The sequence below is a fragment of the Sporolactobacillus sp. STSJ-5 genome, assembly GCF_024385605.1.
In the GTDB taxonomy this organism is placed as follows: domain Bacteria; phylum Bacillota; class Bacilli; order Bacillales; family Sporolactobacillaceae; genus Sporolactobacillus.
Genome location: NZ_JANFOJ010000031.1, coordinates 1 through 18,082 on the forward strand (window position 1 = coordinate 1; position 18,082 = coordinate 18,082).

Genomic DNA, 18,082 nt, shown 5'->3' on the forward strand with positions numbered 1-18,082 from the left:
GATTGAAAGCAACAAAAAAACATACATTGGAGGTTTTTTACATGAGTGAAGAACGTACCGGAGTTGCAACAGTTGGCGGAAACCCTATTACATTAATCGGACCTGAGTTGAAGGCAGGAGATAAAGCACCGGAGTTTACTGTTAATAAAGATCTTATGGAAGAAGCAAGCCTCTCAGATTATGGAGATAAGATCAAACTCATATCTGTTGTACCTTCATTAGATACAAAGGTTTGTGATGCGCAGACGCGACGTTTTAATGAAGCTGCCGCAGAATTAGGCGATCAAGTTGCTGTACTTACAATTTCTGTAGACTTGCCATTCGCGCAGAGTCGTTTCTGTACGGTAGCAGGGATTGAAAATCTGGATACACTCTCGGATTATAAGCTCCATTCTTTTGGAAAAAGCTACGGTGTCCTGATCAAGGAATTGCAGCTTGATATGCGTTCGATTTTCATCCTCGATAAAAACAATACGATTCGTTATGTACAGTATTTAAAAGAGATGACTGAGCATCCGGATTACGACGCTGCTCTTAGCGCTGTAAAAACACTTCTGTAAAATTTCTTAAAGAACTGCATAGAATCATGTCAATGTGGAAAATACATGAAAAAGATGTTTTTGTCAATATGAAATTGAGCCAGAGTGATCACATCAAAAGTGAGCCACTTCATCATGTAGCACTCCCAATTATGGGATAATATGGGTGTTAGGGGGGGAACTGGCCCGGGGAGGGCCAGTTCTCCCTAACACCTGCGCTGACACAGCTGCAAGGAACATGCGCGAACTGCTTATGGAAAACCAACTCTCACCAAATGATGTGAGTATGTTCTGTTTCTCTCAGTATGCATATGCCAATATTGTTGATCTTCGAAAATTACTCGGCATTGATGAATCACGCTCACTCTTTATTGGCAATGAATATGGCTATACGGGAGCGAGCAGTCCGTTTATTGCTTTTTACGAAGCACTGAGCCAAGGAAGTGTGAAGAGAGGTGACTATGTCATGTTCTGGACGATTGGTGCCGGATCACAAAACATAGCCGTTCTTATACGTTATTGAATAATCCTTTATAGATGCACGAACAAGTCTGAGCTAAATGATATTAGTGGCTCGGATTTTTTTGTCGTTATAGAAATCTTGAAGTACCTTTACCTAGAATAATCATTCTGGGTATTTAACATGAGGAACAAAAATGGTATCATTTTAATGAAAATGAAATTCATTATCAATTAAAATCAAGGCTTGAAAGAAGGTTCGTATATAATGGCAGATATTCTAATTGTCTATGCCAGTGAGACAGGTAACACTGAAGAAATGGCGCAAAAAATAGCTGAGGGTGTTAAGCGTGTGGGGATTGATCCGGCCGTTAAAGACGTTTTAAACTTATCAGCGTCAGAATTGAATGATTACAATGGGATTATGTTTGGCAGCTTCACTGATGGAATGGGCGATCTTCCATACTCAGTTGAAGATTTTCTTGACACAATTAGCGAGAATGATCTTAAAGGAAAAGCTGCCGCTTGTTTCGGCTCCGGTGACAGCAGCTATGGGCTCTTTGCTGCTGCTGTAGATACCATTCAAGAAGCACTTGAACACTGTGGAGCGGAAATTATTGAGGACAACTTCAAAGTTGAGCTTTCGATGACTAAAGAAGAGCAGGGCAAGGCAATACAATTAGGTGAATCTTTTGCGAGAAAGATTCTCGCAAAAAGAGAAAAAGATTGAATATAAAAAAGTAAGCGAAAGGCAGATCAAATGGTCTGCTTTTTTTCTGCATCGTAAACTATTGTAAATAACGTCCTTTTCTAATTTATACTCCGTTTAACAATAACTTTCTTGCAAATTGCCAGTTAACCAATGTAAATTAAAAAAGGGAGATAGATGAAGCTGAGAATTGTTGTGATGGTAACGATTAGTGAAGCAAGCTCTGAGTCCCCATCAAATTTCTCGATCAGCATGACACTGTTTACTGCAGCAGGCATGCTGATTTCTACAAAGAGGACAGAAGCGAGCATGCCATGAATTCCGAGTGAAAACAAAACTAATTTAGCAATGATCGGGACGATAAGCAGACGGAGAAAGACGCCGATCCATACCTCGCGGCGCCAAACGCCTGAAAATTTTGTGCTGCCCAGCTTTACGCCTAAAATTAGCAGTACCAGAACCGGATATGCCGTACCGAGCATTTGAACAGCGGTTGCGGTTCCGATGGGTAAATGCAAATGAGTGACTGCCAACAGTGCACCAACAAGACAGGCATAGATGAGCGGCGATTTAAGAATATGGAGTATTGATTGTTTGCCGCTCATCGCAGCTCGTGATGCAATATACATACCGAGAATATTAACAAGAATAATTTGCCCGATAACATATACTGCTCCGAGAGAAAATCCAGTTTGACCGAATGCCAGCAGCAACACGGGAAGTCCGTAATTATTCGCATTACTGAAGACGACAGTTAAGGTAAGTGCTCTGGCACTTGGTTCTGGGAAGCGGAATAGCTTAGCAGTTAGCATCGCAACCAACCATAAAACAGCTGTCATGATGACCGAGAACAAAAAAATGTGAATGACATTGGTGCCCTTTAAATGTGATTCGGACAATGCATTTAAAATAAGTGCGGGTGCGAGTATGTATAAACTAATATCGGCGAGCAGTTTGGTGTCAACGCTGTTTCGCTTCTTCTGAAGAATGGCTCCGCATACACAAATAATTAAAATTGGAACACTGATAGATGTGAGAAGATTTATATAAGCGGTCATTAAGATACCTCCGAATCAGCAAGAACGATATGATCATGGTTCATGAACTTTCGCCGATTTTTTTCCTAAACAAGGTGTGAAACGTGAAACTATTTTCTCTATCATAGCACGAGATACGCTAGAAATGACTTATTTTGTGCGATTAGCAGATTTCAACGAGAACAGCGGTTAAAATTATAATAATGTAAGATGTGAAGCAAGTTTAAAGATAGCGGGTGATGATCATTTTTCATGAACATAAAAATATGATTTGGGGAACATTTTGCAGCAAATGCGGCGCTGAATGCAGCGTTTTGCAAAGTGCCCATCATCCATGGGATCAAACGACGTTTGGAAGAATAATTAGATGTTCAAAATGCGGCAGTGAAAATCATGTGAATCAGCAAGCTGCAGCCTATTTCTATAATCAACGTATCTATAGTTATTTCAATGAATTGTCGGGCGTAATTCTTGATTTGGGTTGTGGGGGAGGATTTATTAGCAGCTATTTGTTGAACCAGCAGAAGATCAATCTAGTTTTTGGTCTGGACCAAGATAAAAATTGTGCATTAGAATTAACCAAACTTTTAAGCAACCACAAGTTCACCTTTATCCATGCGGATATCTGTAAGCTTCATGATTTATTTGCGAAACAGAGTATTGACTATTTAGTGAGTCGGGATGTTTTTATGTTTATTGAGGATACTGACCGCTATTTTGATGATATCAGTTTGCTCGTTAAATCCGGAATACGACAGATGGGGTGGTACATGAAAAACAACCCAAGAATGAGAAACAGTCTTGAACCTGATCAGATTTTAGGGGAGTACCGAAAAAGAGGGTGGCATGCAAATCTGAAGGATCTTGAATGGTATAAAAGCGGCTATATGATTCAGGCGGATCGACAATGAGCGATCAGAAAACTTATGACTCAGAGAGGACGACCATGTGGACAAATATAGATAGCAAAAACCTAACAGATTTGAGCATTTTTTCAGCGATTTATATGAGCGGCGGATCGGCAGAAAAACTGCTTTACCATTTCAACAACGGATTCGGCGAATTGCTGCAGCGTTATTTTCATCATGGCGGTATTATCTACGGTCAAAGCGCAGGGGCTATTGTCCTTGGTAAAACAATTGACACCTTCCAGCAACTAAATGATGATCTAAATGGATTAAACCTCATCTCCGGATTCTCAATGGCATGCCATTTTCAGGAAGATAATGGAAGAAATTTCTAAATATGTTCAGTACAATCAACAACCTGTTATTGCTTTGCCAGAAGGAACAGCTCTGTATCAAAAAGATGATCTTCTCTTCCATATAATAGGATTAAATCCGGCCTTTTTCTTTTTAAGCGATTCGCAGAAACCTTTAAGAATTATGCCGTAATTTTTATCGTGTATATCAAGCGTGCAGTGATTGGCAAAATGAGCGTATTCGATTCTCATAAAACTCAGCGTTACTGTTGCTGTCACCTTTGACCTTGCGCATGATTAACTTATCAATTAGTTTCATTTTTTCAAAATTAATAACGTAACCGAGAATTGCCTTCACTGCTGCTTTACGGTTTAATGAATCGGGAAATGCTTGTTGCAGTTCAATTTGGCGTTTTCTTTCTTCAGGATGAGCGGCGCAAATATAAAGGCCAATTGTCTTCCCTTCAAGCTCATGAATATGTTCTTTCATATACTTAGTAAGTTGCTTTTGAATTCTGCCCATATAAATGGATCCGCCGAGAATTACCGTGTCGTAAAGCTCAAGGCTTGGTGCAGGTTCAATCATTATATTGACTAAATCAACAACTCCGTCTAGTTCCTTGGATAACTTTTGTGCAACCACTTCTGCTGTTCCGTATTTCGTTGCGTACAGGATGAGTGTTTTCATAAAATCCGCTCCTTAGTGAATTATCCTGAATATAAATTTTTATAAACGAATTGTCAATGACCCTAATTCTTTTGCATAAGTTAATGATCAAACAGGTCTTGATGTGTGGCATAGTACGAATTTAATTCATATGCTATTAACAGATACTCAGATCCTTGGGAGTGTGATGATGGCCAGGCAACTTGAATCAGAGTGAGGCGATCAGCCATGGAAGTTGGACAGTGGGTTCACACAAAATATATGGGGAAACATGATTGCATTGGATTTATCACTTCAATTTATCCGGATTTTCAGAGGTGCAAGCTGCGTGTCACTCAGTGTGCCAATCATCCGCGAATGAAATGGTTGGAAATTTCTTTTGAGGATGTCATTCACGACAACGACGATTTAACGCGAGCGGAATTAGACAGCTTGATTGATTTAGCGCTCGCAACTTATGACAAGGATTGGTTCGAGAAATTAACTGCGCTGAGTGAATAATCAAAAATAGTTTGGCTAATTATGTGTAAGCCCTTACATATTTAATTAAGCCAAACTATTATTTTTGACTTTTGATCTGAAAATCTGAATAAAGCGGATGCCTATACAATAATTTTTTTTTTTTAATTTCAATCAAGATTATGAATTAATAAGCGTCCAGCAAAGATATAATGCAACACCCCAGATCATCACTGCGGAGCATTTATTGATCAGTGGCAAAAGCGGTCCGTTTTTGGCAGCTTTTCCGGTTAAATGGCCTGCGAATGCAAGACTGAAAAACCATATCCATGAAACGGAGACGCAGGCGAGTGCGAAGAGCCATTGATTCACACCGTGGTAGTGAATCGCATTGGTTCCAATCACGCCGACTGTATCCAGGATAGCATGCGGATTGAGCAAAGATACGGAGAGAGCGAATAAGACTTGTCTTTTTGCAGACAGTCGACCACTTAGTTGATCATCGTTCATGGGGGTATCGTTCCAGATTTTCCAGCCAATGAACAGGAGAAATAGAATGCCAACAAGAAATAGAGACGTGACCAGCCATGGAAAAGTTAAAATTAATAATGATACGCCGCCGACAGCCAAGCAGATAAGCAGGGTGTCCGATAACGAGGCGGCAAGAATGGCTGCCAGCGCTTCAGTAAGATGTGTTGAACGAGCCCCTTGATTAAAAATAAATACATTCTGAGCACCAAGCGGTAAAATCAAACTGAAGGATAAAAGAAATCCGTGAATGAGTGCAGTCAACATGAAAAATCCCCCCGAAAAAAAATCACATTACTATTATTTATCAAAAGCAAGCGAGAGTCGCCAGCCAAATGATAAATAATAGACCAACCAAATTGAAAGTTGCTACTTTCTCAGTTCCTCGGATCTCTTCATGCTATAATTACATTTAACTTATTGACCGAAGATAATGAAAAAGTAATTGATAATAAATAATCAAAGGAGACTATTCTTTGAAATTAAATCGCAAATCGCCAGTACCACTTCGAAAACAAGTAGAAGAGTACATAACAAATCAGATCGCTGCAGGAGAATGGGCAACCGGTTCACGCCTCCCGTCGCAAAGAACTTTAGCCGAACGGTTAAAGGTTAATCGAAGCACAGTGACTGCGGCCTTCGAGGAGCTGACGGCTCAAGGACTGATTGCAGGCAACCGTGGAGGCGGTACCAAAGTGATTAACAATACATGGGGATTGATGGCGAAACAAAAACCTGCCGATTGGGGCGCTTATGTTGAGGCAGGTCAATTCAAGCCGAATCTCCCAATGATTCGCACCATTAACCAAGCTGAATTTATTCCAGATATCATTCGGCTTGGTACTGGGGAGCTAAGTCCGGATTTGATTCCAAGTGATGAGTTGGCAAAACTATTTTTGAATGCGCCAATACATAGTCTATCTTTAGGATACTCGGAGCCAAAGGGAAATCTTCGACTTCGAGAAGAAGTATCAAAATTCCTGAAGCTAAAAGGAATTGCGGCTGACCCCGAATCTATACTTATTGTCTCTGGTGCTCTGCAGGCACTCCAGCTTATTTCAATTGGATTACTAGATCGAGGATCAACGATTGTACTTGAAAAGCCCTCTTATCTCTATTCGGTACATGTTTTTCAATCTTCAGGCATGCGCTTCTATGGTTTGCCAATGGATTCCGAGGGACTAATGGTTGATCGTTTATCACACATAAAAAAGGAATGGGGCAAGACTATTATCTACTCCATTCCATCGTTTCATTATCCTACCGGGAAGGTAATGACTGCAGCTCGCAGAAAATCCATAGTAAATGCCTGCGAATATATGAGGCTGCCGATCATAGAAGATGACGTTTATCAAGACCTCTGGATTGACGCGCCGCCTCCACCATCGCTGAAGAGTATGGATCGCTCTGGTAATGTCCTTTATATTGGCAGCTTGTCCAAAGTGTTAAGTCCCGGATTAAGGATTGGCTGGATTGTTGGTGAACGTTCAGTAATCAATCGCTTAGCCGACATTAAGATGCAAAACGATTACGGCTCAAGTGCTTTATCACAATGGGCAGCAGAAGAGTACATGAGTTCCGGCATGCATGAGGCGCATGAATCTTATATACGCGATCAGTTACGAATCCGGCGCGACCGTATGCTCGATTTGTTGTCTGTGTATTTTAGCGATCTTGCCGAATGGAGCAAGCCTAGCGGAGGATTTTATATTTGGCTGAAATTGATTCCCAATATTGATCCTAATGCACTGTTTGAGTGTGCTTTGGCTAGCGGCATTCTTTTAAATCCTGGTGTCCTCTATGATCGCGGTGCAAGGCACCATTTACGTTTATCGTACGCATACGTATCAAAACGAGAAATGGAGCAAGCAATCCCTGCTTTGAGAAAAATAATAGTGAATTTAGTTGACTAAATTCAATTCAGAAACGGTATTCTAAGAGAAAATCCTAATTTATTTTAACGATTGGATTGCCTGAACAATCAGTTCTGAATATTTTTTTGCCCCGGTCACAGACAGATGAACACCGTCATCGCCAATGTAATTGCTCTGTCCTTCACTTGCTTGATGCCAATCGACAGAGGTAACATTCTCATGATCTTTATCCGTTTTTTGAATAACTTGGTTGACAATCGATTCCCATTGACGCGGTACACGGGTATTAATAAGAACTATATTTTTATCCGGTCCGATTAACTTGATTAATTCATCCATTTGCTCTTGAGTAAACGGGCCATTTGTTCCGAGCTCAATCACAACATTTTGATTTAATTTACCTTGTTGTTTCATTTGATTAATCGTGTTGAATGCTTCCTGAAACTGTCTGCCAACCTTGCAATCAATCGTTAGGTTTTTGATTTCTTCTTTTAGATAGGGTTCGGCACCAAGCATTACCGAGTCGCCGATCGCCGTTACCTGCTTATCGGAAACTTTAGACTGCGTTTTTGCTGTTTTCTCTTTTGCAGCTGCTTTATTCTGTTTTTCCTGTTTCACTTTATCTGCCGCTTTTTTTAACGGTTGTTTTTTGGATGGTTGAATTTTTTTGTTTGATTTTTTCTCCTTCGTCTTTTTTGAATGGTTAGATATGGTTGATCCGTTTACTTTGCTCGCAGAAGTTTTCTCATCCTTCATAGATACTGTCGACTTTTTCTCGTCTGAATCATTTTTGGACAGTGCTTTCTCGCTTACTTTTTGTTTAGCTGCCGGTTTTGCATTCGTATGCTGTGCAAGAAATGAAGACCCATAAAAGATTAAGAAAAGTGTGCAGAGTCCAATACCGGTATTTCGAAGGATCAACTGCCAACTGCCGCCCTTACCTAATCGGCGAATAGGCCGTTCAATAAAATGGTAGGAGAGTGCAGAGACGGCAAAAATTAGAACGAGCTGCAGTACGATACGTAAAGGATGTACCTCATTAGCCTGACTTGCCGGTGTCGTGAGCTGAATAATCGGATAATGCCACAAATACATACCGTAAGAACGCAAGCCGATCCAGCGCAGCGGTCTTACTCCGATCCATTTTCCGAGCAAAGTTGCAGGATGGGCGAGTGCGGTAATAAGCACAACACTAACTAAAGAAAACAGTGCCAACCCGCCGGTATAGAGAAATTCTTCGTACTGATTGACATAGATAACACATAAGAACAAGAAAATCAAAGCAAATGTGCCAATGCCATCTAAGAAAATGCCAAGTGCTTTGCTTCCTGCTCCGGAAAGCTGCCGACTTGGCCACACGCAAGCCAGAATTGCGCCGAAAAGCAAGGCAAAGGCGCGGGAATCGGTGCCATAATAGACTCGGCTCGGATCAGTACCTGTATGGTAAATCAAGCCCATGCAGAGAATGGAGCTTGCAGCCAGTAATAAAGTTATGCCATAAAGAACCTTCGTTCCCTTGCCGATACGTAAAGCAGCCGTCACAACTAATGGCCAGATGAGGTAAAATTGTTCCTCAACAGCAAGCGACCAAAAATGCTTCAGAAGCGATGGATTTGCAAAACTGTCAAAATAGGACTGTTGGTGAAAAACAGACCACCAATTGCTGAAATAAAAGAGTGCGGCGACAGCGTCCATACGGGTTTCCCGGAGCAGAGCAGGTTGAAAGAAAAAGACATAACCTAAGATGACAACTAAAACGGAAATCATAGCAGGCAGCAGCCTTTTTGCTCGCCTGACCCAGAAGTTTTTTAGATTAATGGAGTTTGTATCTTCCCACTCTTGAATGAGAAGATCCGTAATTAAGTAGCCCGAAAGGACAAAGAAAATGCCGACGCCTAAAAATCCACCGCCGGCAAAGGGTAAATTCATATGGTAGGCAATAACCGCAAGAACGGACAATGCACGTAATCCGTCCAAACCGCCCATATAGCGATGTTTTAGTTTATTTTTCACGAAAACCACCCGCCTTTTAGAAACGTTGTGTGTTATCAAGATGCTGACCGGCAGGCGAGACTATGTATTTTAGAGGATTATTTTTTTCGGAAACCGTTCAAGTCAAGCAAATAACCATATATCTATTTTAACGCATTCCGTATGAAAAAAGTTTTTCAATCTATTTAAAAATGGATTGTAATTATTGCCAATGTTTTAATCGGATTGGAATAATCCAGAATATTAAGTAGTCGTTGCATATAAAAAAGATATACTCCTAACGATCATGTTAAAATGGTTAAAAGGCAGGGGACACAGACGTATGGGAAATGTAGAAAAGCAATATCAGAATTCTTCAAACCTGGCGATCAGGACAAAGATTCATGAACGCTATAGTACCAATAAAAAGGATTGGCACGAATGGCTTTTTGATCATTATAAAATAGAATCTGGCAGTACGATTCTTGAACTTGGAGCTGGTGACGGAACATTTTGGATGAAAAATAAGGACCGTATACCAGAAGATTGGAAAATCACACTGTCCGACTTCTCAAACGGAATGCTGAAGGATGCACAAAGAAAAATAGGCAACAACTTAAGTATCACTTTCAAGGCTATTGATATTCAGGACATTCCATTTGAGGACAATAGCTTCGATACGGTTATTGCGAATCATATGCTTTATCATGTTCCGAACAGATTGCAGGCCATTAAGGAAGTGCGCAGAGTTTTAAAGCCTGGCGGTGTTTTTTACTCATCAACCATCGGAAAACAGCATATGGTTGAATTTAATGAACTCTTAAAAGGCTTTGATCCTAATCTTGGTTTTGATCTGACCAATGTACAAGCTGACGCCTTTGGCTTAGAAAATGGGACGGAGCAGCTTGAAAACTTTTTTGATCAGGTACAGCTCACGCGCTTTCCAGGAGGACTTCTGATCGATGATGTTCGGGCAATTGCTGACTATATTTGGTCTTCAAGCGCCAAAGCAAAAGAGGTACTGTCCGGAGCAATACGTGAACATTTCATAGACTATCTAAATGAAGAGAAAAAGAAAAACGGAGGCTTTATTGAAATAACGAAGGCTACCGGACTCTTTGAATCAAGATAGCTTCATGCGTCCGATCAATTTTTTCCTATTCATGTTGGTTCTCCTTCTTTACTATGAGTGTGAAGGAAAAAGGAGGACACAAAATGTACGATTCAACAAAAAAATGTGTGATGGTCATTGATCATGAGCAACCGCTTGGCGTGATGGCCAATACGGCGGCGATTCTAGGCTGTACTTTGGGCAAGGATTTTGGTGAAGTGATTGGCAACAGTATCGAGGATGGCAACGGTTTTTTACATAAAGGTATTGTCAATCTGCCCATCCCGGTTTTATCGTCAACTCGTGAAGATCTAACGAAATTACATCGAGAAGTCAGTGAAAGCTTTTCCGAAAAAATTGAGTTGATCGGGTTTACAACGACCGCACAGAGAAGCAGAGACTACGAAGATTACACTTTGAAATTATCCGCTACGCAGACTTATGATCTTAAGTTCTTAGGTATTTGTCTCTATGGAGAAAAAAAGGCAGTGAATCATCTCACTGGGAGTCTCCCAACGCTTAAATAAAGAAAAGACCGTTTGTCTGCTTGAACGAGGCGAACGGTTTTTTACTGAATGTAATGCATCGGTGTAACGCCGGTATATGCCTTGAAATATTTAGAAAAGTGACTCTGATCGTAAAAGCCGGAGGTGACAGCGACATCTGCGATCGGCAGTCCGTTTTGAAGCATTTTCTTTGCCTTATTGATACGTAAATTAATCAAATATTTCTGCGGTGTTAATCCCATGTATCGATAAAAGCGACGAATCAACTGGTATTTATCAACGCCTACATGATCGGCCAACTCGTCTAATAATAATTTCTTTAAACAGTTTTTCTTAATAAAATGCTTCATATCTTGAATATCCTGCGGAACTGATTGTGTTAAATGGGTACTGGCAGCATTATTTTCCTGAAAATCCATCATATTTACTAGATCGTCTAATGCGTGTGTTTCCACTTTTCTATGAGAGAAATTTTGTTCCAGTCGTTTGAACTCATCTATGAACTCATGAAAGGTGCTCGAGGGTAGGTCTGAATAAATCCGGCCGTCGCGGAACTGATCAAAAGTAAACTTGGAAAACCAAGCATGATGAACATAGAGCATTCGAAACTTCCAGTTACCGACATCCTGCGGTTGGCAGCGATGTGTTGATTTAGCTGGGATAATGAGCAGTGTTCCTGCATTGAGAGCGAAAGATTTCTGATTGATGATAGTCTGACAGCAGCCTTGTTCAATTAATCCGATGGAAAGTTCATTATGGAAATGGGTTCTTGACGTATGAATTGTATTTGTGCATTTCTTTAACTCAAGCAAAAGCGATTGATCGACTTGATATGAAACCTGTGTCATTTTTCTCATCCCAACCTATCTGAAGTGAACGAATATCCGCCCAAAAAGGCGACCAATTGACTTAATGGATCTGTATAAGTAAAGCATTGATTAATTCACATTCCAAAGCTCCGGCGGATTCATTTCGTATAATCCGTCTTTCCGATACATGAATTGATAAATGATGAGTTCTCTGCGAAGTGTTGCATAATCCGGATGAAAATTTCTCAAATAATCACTGATTTCCTTTTCAGAATAGACTTTTCCGAACTCGAGTCCTTTGACAAGACGTGAAAGAACAACTAATCGCTTTTTTCTTTGTGCAGGAATCGTCTTCAGCTTTCCGTCAGCAGTAAAAAAGTTGTTTAAAATGGCTGCACGTTCTGATTCTGATATGGACATATCCATGTTTTCATCTCCATTTCCGAATGATAGGATAGCGGCCGCACAGCTTTCAAGTACCTTTTCATTCAGCGAAAAATAAATGGTATTTTTATCACGGCGTTCTTTAATTAATCCCACGTCGCGAAGCTTGCTCATGTGGTGCGTGATTGTCGGCGGGCTTAAAGAGAGCTTTCCGGCAATAGCCTGACCATGAAGCGGTCCTTGCTTCAGGAGCGCAATAATTCGGATACGTGTTAGATCGGCAAGTGCTTTGTGGAATTCAACGATACGAGTAAGCTGCATCAAAAACACCTTCTAATTTGTTTATCATCTAATTAGATAATAAACAAATTAGCTTAAAAAATCAACTGTAATAATAAGATCCCCTAATGTACGTGCATTAGGGAATTTTATCGGAGCAGTCTTAATCCGCTTAAAATGACCAATATCGTACTACCTTAGTGGCTGATCACGCCGGAAGGCAAATTGATGTCGCCAATACTCGAATCAATTTTAAATCTTCTTTATAAAATTTCGAAGTTAAATTGCGGAAGAAGTATTCTGCGTTCCTTTTACTGTTTTCAATCGATGCAGCTCCCATACAAGGATCATGGCAATGACAACGCCGATAGTTCCATACCAGGATAAAGAAACTAGGGAAAACATGCTTATCATATACCCGCCTAGAACAGCCCCAATTGCCATCGAAATTTGACTAATTGATTGGTTCAAACTAAGCATTATACCTGATTGAGAGGGTACAATTGTGGCTAGATTATACAGTTGCGCAGGCTGGGTACTCCATACAGAGGCTGACCACAGAAAAAGAAAAACAAATATGATGATTGGATGATGAGCAGATAATGAAAGAAAAATAAGTGAACTAATATTTAGGCACATGCTGACAAGTAGTGTGACGGTAATTCCATATTTATCTGCACAGTATCCGCCAACTTTTGAACCAACTAAGCATGCAATGCCAAAAACGAGCAATGCAGGACTCAGTAAAACTCCGGATAAGCCTAATCCTTTTAGCAAATAGGGGGCGATATAAATATACACAAGTGCATAGCCGCTTAACCAGAAGAGCGTAATAAATAACCCGAGCAGTACTTTTGGATTTTTTAACAAAGCCAGCTGTTTAATGAGCGGAATCGGCTTGTCTCCTTGCACTTTGGGTATCACAGCAACGATAACAATTGTTGCAATAACACCAAATAAGGAAATATCTAAGAAAACGCTTCTCCACCCAAAGGCAGAGGACAATAATCGACCAACAGGGACGCCAATAATGAGCGCCATAGTAAAGCCAATTGTAACCGTAGCAATGGAACTTGCCTGTTTCCCAGCAGGCGCAATTTTAGCTGCAAGTGTAAGTGCGGTGACAATAACCACTCCTGCACCTAGAGCAACAATCATTCGCGAAAAAGTAAAGAGTGCGAAACTTGGGAAAAAGTATGACAGTAAGTTTCCAATGATAAAAATACCGAGCGCGTAAAGTGTGAGTTTACGCCGATCTATTTTTCCTGTAAGTGATATGAGAATAGGCGTACCTATTGCATAGGTTAGTGCATAGACTGTCGTAAATTGGCCGGCCTCAGAAACAGTAATCCCCATTGACGAAGCGATCTGATCGAGAAATCCTGATGTAACAAATTGTGATGTACCAATGAGAAAACTGATAAGCGCTAAAACGTATACTTTCCACATGCTTTTCAATCATTCCTTCCCCATAAAAAAATTGGCCAAGTAAATGTAAATCTTGTGTTTTCGTAAATCAGTGTATATATTAGTGGGAAGAAAATGAAGTATGCACTTTAAAGTAAGATACTATATGAAAGGAAAGTAAAGATGAAAAAGTGGTCGATAGATGAAGGAAATTGTTCCATCTCATACACGCTGTCCGTGGCGGGGGGAAGATGGAAATGGCTTGTCCTTTATAAGTTGTTTAAGAACAATGTCATGAGATATGGAGAAATCAAAAAAAGTTTGCCGTCAATTACTCATAAAATGCTCAGTCAAGTATTGAGTGAGCTGCGGGATGACGATTTGATTGAACGGATTGATTATGCACAGATTCCTCCAAAGGTCGAATATCGATTGAACGAGCGAGGGAAAAGCCTAATTCCCATTCTCGAGTTAATGGCCGAATGGGGAAAAGAGAATCGCCTTAGTAAAAAGGATAATGAACAAAAAACGAATCCTAAGTAGCATAATATTGCTGTAGCATATACTCGAGTTTCAGGTGTTACACTTATATTCCGTTTAAGAAAAACTGTGCTTAGATTATTGTCATTTGCTTGAGAGATTTTCTATTAATCCCATCTGATGTTTTGTATAATGAATTTGTTTTCATGTTTCATCGTTTTATGAATATGAGAATAAATATCATGAGAAAGTGGAGATAAAATGGGGACAGCTGAGAAACAACAGATGAAAGCCCAACGCACATTCTATGGTGTGCTATTCGCAATTGGCTGCGGCCATTTTTTCAATGATTCCATTCAGGCTGTTATTCCAGCCATGAATCCAATCCTTGAGCAAACCTTAAATTTGAACTATGCGCAAATTGGCTGGATTGCTTTTGTCGCCAATATGACTGCATCGGTTATTCAGCCTTTTTTTGGTTATTACGCAGATATTAAATCAAAACCATTTTTGTTGCCGATCGGCATTTTTACCAGCTTGGTCGGTTTGATTGTTTTTGCACTGGCACCGAGTTATATATGGGCACTGTTTGCCGTGTTCTTCATTGGTATCGGTTCGTCAATTTTTCACCCGGAAGGCTCGCGGGTGGCACATATGGCTGCAGGGGCAAAACGAGGCTTAGCACAATCGATTTTCCAAGTAGGAGGCAACTTTGGGCAATCGATGGCTCCTGTTCTAACTGCACTCATTTTTCTTCCGTTTGGACAGAAAGGGGTTTTATCTTTTTCAGGCTTTGCATTTATTGGGATGGTTGTCCTATTTTTTGTCTCGGTTTGGTATAAAAACCATCAGCCGATTCGCACTCCGCGTGACAAGCAAGCACATCATCAGGAACGGAATAAACGCGAAGCATTTGTACATAAAAAGATTGTTGCGGCGATGGTACTGCTCATTTTCATCATTTTCGCTCGTTCCTGGTATTCAACCTGTATCTCAAATTTTTATCAATTCTATTTGATTCATGATTATGGACTCTCCATTCAAGCGGCACAAATTTTCATTTTTATTTTCATGATATCCGGTGTGGTCGGCACATTCTTAGGGGGCCCGCTGGCTGATCGATTCGGCAAAAAAACAGTTATTCTCAGCTCTTTTATCGGTGCAGTGCCATTGACGGTTATGCTGCCTTATTTGCCGCTTTATTTAATTGCTCCGGTTTTTTTATTAATTGGTTTAATTATTACATCAAGCTTCAGTGTCACCGTCATTTATGCCCAAGAATTAATGCCGGGACGACTAGGCATGGTCTCGGGATTAACGATTGGCTTTGCTTTTGGAATGGGCGCGATCGGTGCCGTGCTGTTCGGCAACCTTGCGGATTTGTTCAGTATCCGATTTGTGATGATCCTGTGCAGTCTGTTCCCACTTGTCGGCCTGCTTTCATCGTTACTGCCGGGCGATATGAAAATTCGACGGTGGAACAAAGAGATGGATTGAAAGTCCATAAGATAGTCAATTGTCTCTTAAGTTGGTCATTCGATGAATGGACATAGCGTAAACGGTTACAGCGAATAATTAATGGAAGAAGTTGCAAATGAGTAAGGAGCGGATCAAGAATGAACGCTGCATTTCTAATCACGCCAAAAAGTGAAGTGAAATTTGTCTATGAACATTGGACAATCAGGCAGGCATTAGAGAAAATGGAACACTATCGCTATTCGGCAATTCCAATATTAAATAAAAAAGGCATTTATGTTGGGACCTTAACTGAAGGTGATATTCTGTGGAATCTGAAAAAAAATGAAGATCTAGACTTCAGAGATACTGAAAACATCGCGTTGAAAGACGTGCCGCGATACAGGGATATCAAAGCGATTTCAATTGATGTTGAAATTGAAGATATTATGGAGACATCCTTAACGCAGAACTTTGTTCCGATTGTGGATGACAGCGGCGTATTTATCGGGATGATTCGAAGACGTGAAATTATTGCTTACTTGCTTAAATTGCGGGCGGGCTCAATAAACCATTTATAACACTCAAACCTTCTTTGACGACTCTAATCAGGGAAGGTTTTTTGGATTTTAAAGAAGTTACGCGTCCATCAATATTGAAATACATGAGGGCGTAGCAGAGAATAATTCTTTGAAGAAATCGAATCTTTCCTTTTGAAAATGGTTTATCAAGGAGATCGTAATCCTCATTTAAATTAAAAGAGCCATATCAATCCAAACCATCCTGACCGTCCTGAATCGTAACGCGGATTTTTTCAATCCGATTGTCTTTGACAGATTCAACTTTAAACACCATATTTTCATAAGAAACGATTACCTGCTCGTTCTCATCGGGAATGGATCCGAATTGGCTCAAAATAAATCCCGCCACCGTATCGATATCCGCGCCCTGAATAGAGGTCCCAAAGCGTTCATTGAATTCATCAATCTCAAGCAAGCCACTGATGAGGTACGTGCGATCATCAATTCGAGTGATTTTACGCTCAACTTCATCATGCTCGTCATCGATTTCACCGACAATTTCTTCAATCAAATCCTCCATGGTAACAATACCGGAGAAGCCGCCATACTCATCAATCAAAATGGACAAATGATTATGCGTTTTTTGCATTTCATGAAGCAGGTCGTCGATATATTTTGTTTCAGGAACAAATAACGGTTCGCGTAATATGGAGGTCAGATCAACCTGATCAAAACCAACATCACGAGCAGCTTTGAAATAGTCCTTCATATTGAGTACACCGACAATCTTATCGCTATCTGTCTGGTATATGGGAATACGTGAGTAATTTTCATTTAAAATCATTTGTGCAAGGTCATGAGGTGACGTGTCTACACTGACTGCAAATGTCTCCGTCCTTGGAGTCATAATTTCCCGAGCCTTTTTAACGTCCAGTTCAAAAACACCTCTGATCATGCCAAGCTCATCATGATTGATTGATCCATCGTCTTCGCCTGTCTGAGCGAGCAGTTGAATTTCTTCACGCGAGGTAATCTCATTTGCTTTGTCTCGATCAACTCGTGAAAGTTTTGCCAATAAATTAGTTGAGAGTGAAAGAAGCTTAACAAAGGGCAGCGCAGCTTTACTGAAATAAAGAATTGGTGTTACCGCAAAGCGGGCCATTTTTTCAGTGTTTTGCAGGGCTAAACGTTTCGGAAACAGCTCGCCGAATACAAGAGTGACATACGACAACAGAATGGTAATGGTCGCAATCGATATCTCTCGGGCATATGGGATAGGTAGCATGTCCGCAAATCGGCTCGCAAGCCCGGTAGCGGCAGAGGCACTCGAAAATAGGTTGGCAAAGGTGATACCCACTTGAATGGTTGCAAGAAATTTACCCGGGTCACCGATTAATTTTTCTAGTAGAATGGCTTTGCGATCGCCTTGATCGGCTTTGTGCGCAACTTGCTTCTTATTCAATGAAACAAAGGCAATTTCAGCAGCTGCAAAAAAAGCATTAATTAATGTTAAAATGGCGATAAGTACGAGCTGGAAGAAGATTGAACTTCCACCATCTCCCATAGGCGTATCCAAGTAATCGCTCCTTATTATGTAAAAAATTCGTTTGGCTTTATCTGTACTATACCCACTTTATATAAAATGTAAAAACGAGTCAGTGAATTAAGTGGCCTTTATAACTCATT

Annotated in this window: 20 protein-coding genes; 12 read left to right on the top strand and 8 right to left on the bottom strand. The window is 40.5% G+C overall.

The features are described from left to right. Positions 1-41: 41 nt before the first annotated feature. The 3 genes from tpx to NOM01_RS16570 all read left to right on the top strand — a co-directional run bounded on the left by tpx (position 42) and on the right by NOM01_RS16570 (position 1,728). Positions 42-560, top strand: a complete 519-nt coding sequence (gene tpx, locus NOM01_RS16560) for a thiol peroxidase (RefSeq protein ID WP_255749686.1) — start codon at positions 42-44, stop codon at positions 558-560. A 217-nt stretch (positions 561-777) separates the two neighbouring features. Further along, positions 778-1,062 carry a 3-oxoacyl-[acyl-carrier-protein] synthase III C-terminal domain-containing protein gene (locus NOM01_RS16565; protein WP_255749687.1) on the top strand — a complete coding sequence of 95 codons (285 nt, stop codon included), beginning with the start codon at positions 778-780 and terminating at the stop codon, positions 1,060-1,062. A 204-nt stretch (positions 1,063-1,266) separates the two neighbouring features. Continuing rightward, positions 1,267-1,728, top strand: coding sequence for a flavodoxin (locus NOM01_RS16570; RefSeq protein ID WP_255749688.1), 462 nt, complete (start codon positions 1,267-1,269; stop codon positions 1,726-1,728). A 125-nt stretch (positions 1,729-1,853) separates the two neighbouring features. Here NOM01_RS16570 and NOM01_RS16575 read toward each other — a convergent pair whose 3' ends face one another. Then, complete coding sequence (locus NOM01_RS16575) at positions 1,854-2,765, bottom strand: AEC family transporter (protein ID WP_255749689.1); 912 nt, start codon at positions 2,763-2,765, stop codon at positions 1,854-1,856. A gap of 374 nt (positions 2,766-3,139) precedes the next feature. Here NOM01_RS16575 and NOM01_RS16580 point away from each other — a divergent pair, with 374 nt between their 5' ends. Then, positions 3,140-3,655, top strand: coding sequence for a class I SAM-dependent methyltransferase (locus tag NOM01_RS16580; RefSeq protein WP_255749690.1), 516 nt, complete (start codon positions 3,140-3,142; stop codon positions 3,653-3,655). Beyond that, positions 3,652-3,987: a Type 1 glutamine amidotransferase-like domain-containing protein gene (locus NOM01_RS16585; protein WP_255749691.1), complete on the top strand. Its 336-nt coding sequence runs from the start codon at positions 3,652-3,654 to the stop codon at positions 3,985-3,987. Before NOM01_RS16580 ends, NOM01_RS16585 begins: the two co-directional genes overlap by 4 nt. Before the next feature lie 166 nt (positions 3,988-4,153). On the opposite strand, the gene NOM01_RS16590 is transcribed toward NOM01_RS16585, so the two are convergent. Further along, entirely contained in the window at positions 4,154-4,633 is a 480-nt protein-coding gene (locus tag NOM01_RS16590) for a flavodoxin domain-containing protein (RefSeq protein ID WP_255749692.1), read from the bottom strand. A gap of 207 nt (positions 4,634-4,840) precedes the next feature. Here NOM01_RS16590 and NOM01_RS16595 point away from each other — a divergent pair, with 207 nt between their 5' ends. Then, complete coding sequence (locus NOM01_RS16595) at positions 4,841-5,113, top strand: IDEAL domain-containing protein (RefSeq protein WP_255749693.1); 273 nt, start codon at positions 4,841-4,843, stop codon at positions 5,111-5,113. 138 nt (positions 5,114-5,251) lie between these two features. Here the strand turns inward: NOM01_RS16595 and NOM01_RS16600 are convergent, their stop codons facing one another. Further along, positions 5,252-5,866 (bottom strand): LysE/ArgO family amino acid transporter, encoded by a 615-nt coding sequence (locus tag NOM01_RS16600; protein ID WP_255749694.1) that lies wholly within the window; start codon positions 5,864-5,866, stop codon positions 5,252-5,254. A gap of 209 nt (positions 5,867-6,075) precedes the next feature. On the opposite strand from NOM01_RS16600, the gene NOM01_RS16605 reads away from it, so the two are divergent. Further along, the gene (locus NOM01_RS16605) at positions 6,076-7,512 is read left to right on the top strand and encodes an aminotransferase-like domain-containing protein (RefSeq protein WP_255749695.1); all 1,437 of its coding nucleotides are present in this window, start codon (positions 6,076-6,078) and stop codon (positions 7,510-7,512) included. A 39-nt stretch (positions 7,513-7,551) separates the two neighbouring features. On the opposite strand, the gene NOM01_RS16610 is transcribed toward NOM01_RS16605, so the two are convergent. Continuing rightward, on the bottom strand, positions 7,552-9,486 hold the full coding sequence (locus tag NOM01_RS16610) for an acyltransferase family protein (protein WP_255749696.1): 1,935 nt from the start codon (positions 9,484-9,486) through the stop codon (positions 7,552-7,554). Between the two features lie 301 nt (positions 9,487-9,787). Here NOM01_RS16610 and NOM01_RS16615 point away from each other — a divergent pair, with 301 nt between their 5' ends. Continuing rightward, entirely contained in the window at positions 9,788-10,576 is a 789-nt protein-coding gene (locus NOM01_RS16615) for a class I SAM-dependent methyltransferase (protein WP_255749697.1), read from the top strand. Positions 10,577-10,659: 83 nt separating this feature from the next. Then, on the top strand, positions 10,660-11,082 hold the full coding sequence (locus tag NOM01_RS16620; protein ID WP_255749698.1) for a DUF2000 domain-containing protein: 423 nt from the start codon (positions 10,660-10,662) through the stop codon (positions 11,080-11,082). A gap of 41 nt (positions 11,083-11,123) precedes the next feature. Here the strand turns inward: NOM01_RS16620 and NOM01_RS16625 are convergent, their stop codons facing one another. The 3 genes from NOM01_RS16625 to NOM01_RS16635 form a co-directional block, all read right to left on the bottom strand. After that, a complete protein-coding gene (locus NOM01_RS16625) occupies positions 11,124-11,909 on the bottom strand; it encodes a helix-turn-helix transcriptional regulator (RefSeq protein ID WP_255749699.1) in 786 nt (261 codons plus the stop codon). A 90-nt stretch (positions 11,910-11,999) separates the two neighbouring features. Continuing rightward, entirely contained in the window at positions 12,000-12,575 is a 576-nt protein-coding gene (locus tag NOM01_RS16630; protein WP_255749700.1) for a DUF2087 domain-containing protein, read from the bottom strand. Positions 12,576-12,812: 237 nt separating this feature from the next. Then, entirely contained in the window at positions 12,813-13,991 is a 1,179-nt protein-coding gene (locus NOM01_RS16635) for an MFS transporter (protein ID WP_255749701.1), read from the bottom strand. Between the two features lie 132 nt (positions 13,992-14,123). On the opposite strand from NOM01_RS16635, the gene NOM01_RS16640 reads away from it, so the two are divergent. The 3 genes from NOM01_RS16640 (at position 14,124) to NOM01_RS16650 (ending at position 16,456) form a co-directional block, all read left to right on the top strand. Further along, positions 14,124-14,483 (top strand): winged helix-turn-helix transcriptional regulator, encoded by a 360-nt coding sequence (locus NOM01_RS16640; RefSeq protein ID WP_255749702.1) that lies wholly within the window; start codon positions 14,124-14,126, stop codon positions 14,481-14,483. Positions 14,484-14,681: 198 nt separating this feature from the next. After that, a complete protein-coding gene (locus NOM01_RS16645; protein WP_255749703.1) occupies positions 14,682-15,917 on the top strand; it encodes an MFS transporter in 1,236 nt (411 codons plus the stop codon). 119 nt (positions 15,918-16,036) lie between these two features. Further along, positions 16,037-16,456 carry a CBS domain-containing protein gene (locus NOM01_RS16650; protein WP_255749704.1) on the top strand — a complete coding sequence of 140 codons (420 nt, stop codon included), beginning with the start codon at positions 16,037-16,039 and terminating at the stop codon, positions 16,454-16,456. Between the two features lie 187 nt (positions 16,457-16,643). Here NOM01_RS16650 and NOM01_RS16655 read toward each other — a convergent pair whose 3' ends face one another. After that, positions 16,644-17,960 (bottom strand): hemolysin family protein, encoded by a 1,317-nt coding sequence (locus tag NOM01_RS16655; protein ID WP_255749705.1) that lies wholly within the window; start codon positions 17,958-17,960, stop codon positions 16,644-16,646. Positions 17,961-18,082 lie beyond the last annotated feature (122 nt).